Source organism: Streptomyces mesophilus (assembly GCF_011044995.1).
In the GTDB taxonomy this organism is placed as follows: Bacteria; Actinomycetota; Actinomycetes; order Streptomycetales; family Streptomycetaceae; genus Streptomyces; species Streptomyces mesophilus.
Genome location: NZ_JAAKZW010000363.1, coordinates 1 through 5,142, shown reverse-complemented (window position 1 = coordinate 5,142; position 5,142 = coordinate 1). Strand labels below are relative to the sequence as shown.

Below are 5,142 nucleotides of genomic sequence, written 5' to 3'. Positions count from 1 at the left end.
GCCCATGAGGGGGGCCTTGAGGGCGGGGACCATGTTGGTGGCGATGGCGGCGCCCGCGAGGACGAGGGCGGCGATCAGCGCGAGCATCATGCCGGCGCCCGCGTCGGGGCCGCTGTTTCCGAGGCTGCCCTCGAAGTCGACGAAGCCGGCCAGGTCGAACATCTTGAAGAGCGCGCTCAGCGCCGAGGCGATGGCGAAGCCGACGCCCAGCTGCCCGAGGTCGAGCCCCGCGACCTTGCGGGCCGGCTGCTGCGCGCGTCCGACCGCGATCAGGGCAGCGCCGATGACGCCGAGCAGGAAGACGCTGACCAGGAGGTTGCCGTCGTCCCATGCGGTGGGAGAGTCGCCCCCACCTTCCTCTTCTTCGAACGTACCCAGGAAGGAGGCGATGAACAGCAACACCGCTGCTGCGATCACCACGCCGTCGCCTCGTGTCAGAGAGCGGAAATTCACTTCAGGTCCTTCATCGTCGTCGAGTCGTCGGTGGGCGTCGCTGTCGCCGGTGCGCGGGTGCGGAGCGCGGGCAAGATCCCGGTGGCCCCCCATCGTACGGATGACACTATCGCCCGATCAGCCAAGGTGTCTGCTCGGTATAAAGACCCCAGCTCTCTACCCGGCTGTGAGAAAGGAGATGCGGGACCGCGCTATTGGTTCCCGATGGGATGCGGCAGCATGGTCGATCTCTGGAACTGGCGTACGCGTACGACGATTACGCACAGGACCCGCACAACACCCGCCCACCCTCTCGCCGTACGAGCGCCGCCATGGAGGCCCTGATGTCCGCGACCCCCAAGCCCGAGGTGCGCGCCGCCTTCGAGGCCGCGAAGGGCTTCATGCCGCTCGACGAAGGGCTCGCCCTCTACGCGGCGGCCGTCGAGGCCGGAGCGCTCGGTCTTCCGCTGCTCGAAGTGGGCACGTACTGCGGGCGTTCCACGATCCTGCTCGCCGACGCGGCCCGCGAGACCGGGACGACGGCCCTCACTGTGGACCACCACCGGGGCAGCGAGGAGCAGCAGCCGGGCTGGGAGTACCACGACCCGGAGGTCGTCGATCCCGAGGTCGGGCAGATGGATACGCTTCCGACATTCCGCCGCACACTTCACAAAGCGGGACTTGAGGATCATGTCGTGGCGCTTGTGGGCAAGTCGCCGCAGGTGGCCCGGGTGTGGGGTGGTGCACTGGGGTTCGTGTTCATCGACGGCGGGCACACCGACGAGCACGCCGTCGCCGATTACGAGGGCTGGGTGCCGCACCTCGCCGAGGGCGGGCTGCTCCTTATCCATGACGTCTTTCCGGACCCGGTGGACGAGTTCACCGGGCAGGCCCCGTACCGCATCTATCTGCGCGCCCTGGAGTCCGGCGCGTTCACCGAGGTCTCGGCGACCGCGTCGCTGCGGGTGCTGCGGCGGACCGGTTCCGGCATGTGAGGAGGGTCGCGTCCGAGGTCCGGCACGGGGTCCTGGGCGTAGGCTCGCTCCGTGTCCTACTCGTACGACGATCCGGATGATCCCGGCCCGCAGCCGCGCCGCCCCCTGAGGCGAGGCGGTGGCCTCGTCGCGGTCGCCGCCCTGGTGCCGACGGCGCTGGCCGGCTGGCTGCTCTGGCAGGCGATGGGCGGTGGCGCCGAGGAGGACGAGCCGCCGAAGGTGCTGCCGCTGCCGAGCCAGTCGACGTCCGCGGGGAAGGCGAGCCCGTCGGGCGAAGCGCCCTCGAAGACGCCCGACGACCCCAAGCCCTCGAAGCCGGCGAAGCCGACGAAGCCGGCCGCGGATCCGAAGGGCCCGCTGTCCGGCAAGGTCGTCGTCATCGACCCCGGGCACAACCCGTCGAACTTCCGGCATCCGCAGGACATCGCCCGCCTCGTCGACATCGGCACCAACAAGAAGGAGTGCGATACGACGGGCACCTCCACCAACTCCGGCTATACGGAGGCCGAGTTCACGCTCGACGTCTCGCACCGCATCCGTGAGCTCCTGGAGGACCAGGGCGCGACCGTCAAGCTGACCCAGGACCGTAACCGCGCCTTCGGCCCGTGTGTGGACGAGCGCGCCGAGATCGGCAACGAGGCGAAGGCGGACGCGGTCGTCTCCGTCCACGCCGACGGTTCGGCCGCCGGCAACCGCGGCTTCCATGTGATCCTTCCGGCGGGCGTGGACTCGGGCTCCGCCGACACCCGCGCGATCGTCGGCCCGTCGCGCGATCTGGGAGTGCGGATCGCGGGCCGGTTCGTCAGCGCGACCGGCATGCGCCCCTCGAACTACGTCGGCGAGGGCACCGGCCTCGACGTCCGCCGCGACCTCGGCGGCCTGAACCTCACCAAGGTCCCCAAGGTCTTCGTCGAGTGCGGCAACATGAGCGACGCCAAGGACGCGGCGCTGCTGGGCAGTTCGTCCTGGCGCCAGAAGGCGGCGAAGGGGATCGCGGACGGGGTGTCCGGGTTCCTCGCCTCGTAGCGGATACGGGCCCGCGGCCTCAGCCGAGCAGCCCCTGGACGCTGGTGACGAAGGCCTGGGCGATTGTCACGAGCCCTGCCACAGTGGCAACGCGGGTACTCAACGCATCGGCATCGTCGGCAAGTTGCTGCGAGTCGGGACGGGGCTGCCCGAGCTCCCGGTCGATACGCCCGAGCCAGCGCCGGGCGACGGCCCGGTCCGCCTCGCTCAGCTCGCCTTCGTGGGCGTCCATCGCCGTACGCAACCGTGCGAACTCGGCGCGGGCCGCGGCGAGCGGGGGTGGAACGGGTGCGCGGCCCACGGAGTTGGACTGGGACATGCTGCCCTTGACTGTCCCCGTGTTGATCTGGTTGCTGTCACCTGCGACGTGGATCCCGTCATCGGAATCGCCTCGTCCGCGGAGTATGGCCATGGTCACCCCTTGGGATTCGCTTCATTGCCGGACTGGTTGGTCTGGTTCGCCTGCTTCATGGCGCCGCCCAGGACCCCCGTGTTCACCTGGTTGTTGTCGCCGGTGACGAAGATGAACTGGGCGGCTTGCCGGCGGAAATCATCCGTCGCCACGCCTCGGGCGGAGAGGAAGGAGCTCGCCGAGGCGAACATGCTGCTCTGCAGGATCGATATATGGCGTGAGGCGTCCTCGTGCTGGTGCATGTCGGCGATGCCGTCGTCCGAGCAGTGCTCGCGCAGGCTTACGGCCTTGTCGTCGAGTGCCTTGTGCGGGTCGAACGCTTCGGCGATCTTGCGCAGGGCGGCTTCCTTCGTCTTCTTGGGGCGGAGCGTGCCGAGGGCCCGGCCTGTTCTCTCGTACAGGCGGTGAGCGAGAGCCGCGACATCACCCAGCGCTTGAACCGGAGTCTGGACGACCTTCCAGGCCAGTTCGCCGCCGTGCGCTGCCTCGAGGCGCACGTCCTTGTGCAGAGGCGCGAGTGCGTGAGGCCTGGTCACGAAGGTAAGGGTCTGGCCCTCTAGGGCGGCATGAGCGAACACGGTGACCACGATGTCGCCTTCCCAGTCGACGACTTGCGCCGCGAGATAGCGGCGGCGGAAGTGGCCTGAGGGCGGCAGGCATGACTCGTCCATCATCTCTCCGGCCTCCGGCCACGCCATCCGGCCGTCCGTGTCCGGCGTCTCTGTCCCCTTGGCTCCGGGGAGCTTCTTCCACTCGGAGTCGGGAACCGCGAACGCCTCGAACACATCGCAGTGCGGCAGAGCATGCGACTCGACCAAATGGCCCCGGAGTTTCCTGAGTTCGTCGCGCACGTGGTCGAGCAGATCGTCGGCCTCGAACTTGCGCATGCCGCTCCGCGCGGCACCTGGGGTCCGCTCTACCAGCCCTGGAGTGGCGTCGTCCTCCTGCGGCGCCTCCTCGGTGGCCTCACCGGCAGGGGACAGTTGGATGCGCACGACGTTCCTGTAGGCACTCCGGCTCGCCCCGACGAAGCGGTCCACCAGCTGCTCACGCCGGTATGGCATGGCCTGCCATGTCTCGGCGGCAGCGCATGCCGCCACCCGCCGGGCAGCGCCAGGAGCGAAGCGGGGGCGCATCTGAGCGCCGAGCGCCCGATTCCCTGACAGCGACGCGACGTAGGCAAAGGCGACCCAGCGATCGCACGCGTAGACCCCCGCCAGCAGCGCCGTCAGCCAGAAGGCGGCGGACGGCAGGTCGGACAGTGCCCGGTGGACGAGCGGCAGATGAGGCTCCAGCTGCCCCCATGCGATGAGCGCCCCGGCGATGAGGAGTGCCGCGGCGACCAGCGATCGGGTGCCCCACCGTGCGATTCTCCGGAGTCGGCCCTGGGCGATGAGTAGTTGGAACAGCAGCATCGCGGCCGCGAGCGCACCCGCGCCCCACGGGTGCCGTACGACCACCAGGGCGGCTGTGGCGGCCAGGGCACAGGCCCGGACGTGGCGTATCCGGTCGGCGGCGACACTGTGCACCAGAGCGGGCACGATGCTGAATCCGAAGGAGGGCACCGGCCGCTTGGGCGCGGTCAGGATCTCCTTCAATATCCAGCGGGCGAAGCTGTCGCCCTGCCGAGGGGCCAGCTGCCGGATCCGCCGCCGCCTGCGGTCCATCGTCCGGTCGTGCCACCGTCCGATCCGGTCCTTGACCTGCCCGATCCGGTCCTCGCGTGCGTGCACGGCAGAGGCGAGCCGTCGGCTCGTCGGATTCGCGTCAGGCAACGTCCCACGCTTCGTGTACGTGCTGCGCCGTGCTCCGTGCCCGTTGGGGGAGAGCGGCAATCCGGTCAGCGTGTCCACCGGGACTTGAGGTTCCGGCGCAGACTTCGGCCCGGCCGGATGATGCCCATTGGTGGACGCGTCATCGGGCGACAGACTCCACCAAGGCCGCCGGGTCATGCACCACCTCCTCGGGACCCCCGCACCACGAGGGAGCTCATCCTGCCCGGGCGGATGCGGGCTCGCCAGAGGGCAAAGCCCTCCGCGGCGGCGATTGGCCGGAATCGTCCCTCGCCCGGCGAACGCCTCATCGTCAAAAGCCGACCCCGATCTGACCTTCCGTCAGATTGGAACGTGTTCTACTCTGCCCGCCATGGGCATCGGGATCACGCAAGAGCAACGGGAGTTGGCCGACGCTGTCCGTGGCTGGGTGGCCAGGGCTGTGCCGCCGGAGGAAGTGCGCAAAGTGCTTGACGCGCCCGGCGGAGGGGGGCGGCCGGGGTTC

General features: G+C 69.5%; 4 protein-coding genes and 1 pseudogene. 2 read left to right on the top strand and 3 right to left on the bottom strand.

Annotated elements, in window-relative coordinates; genetic code table 11:
* Positions 1-420: pseudogene (locus G6045_RS39125) on the bottom strand (hypothetical protein); the annotation flags it as partial.
* Positions 421-776: 356 nt separating this feature from the next.
* On the opposite strand from G6045_RS39125, the gene G6045_RS39120 reads away from it, so the two are divergent.
* Both G6045_RS39120 and G6045_RS39115 read left to right on the top strand, forming a co-directional pair.
* A complete protein-coding gene (locus G6045_RS39120; protein ID WP_165337010.1) occupies positions 777-1,427 on the top strand; it encodes a class I SAM-dependent methyltransferase in 651 nt (216 codons plus the stop codon).
* A gap of 51 nt (positions 1,428-1,478) precedes the next feature.
* A complete protein-coding gene (locus G6045_RS39115; protein ID WP_165337009.1) occupies positions 1,479-2,453 on the top strand; it encodes an N-acetylmuramoyl-L-alanine amidase in 975 nt (324 codons plus the stop codon).
* Between the two features lie 19 nt (positions 2,454-2,472).
* Here the strand turns inward: G6045_RS39115 and G6045_RS39110 are convergent, their stop codons facing one another.
* A complete protein-coding gene (locus G6045_RS39110) occupies positions 2,473-2,865 on the bottom strand; it encodes a hypothetical protein (RefSeq protein ID WP_165337008.1) in 393 nt (130 codons plus the stop codon).
* Positions 2,866-2,867: 2 nt separating this feature from the next.
* Positions 2,868-4,640 carry a hypothetical protein gene (locus G6045_RS39105; protein WP_165337007.1) on the bottom strand — a complete coding sequence of 591 codons (1,773 nt, stop codon included), beginning with the start codon at positions 4,638-4,640 and terminating at the stop codon, positions 2,868-2,870.
* Positions 4,641-5,142: the final 502 nt, after the last annotated feature.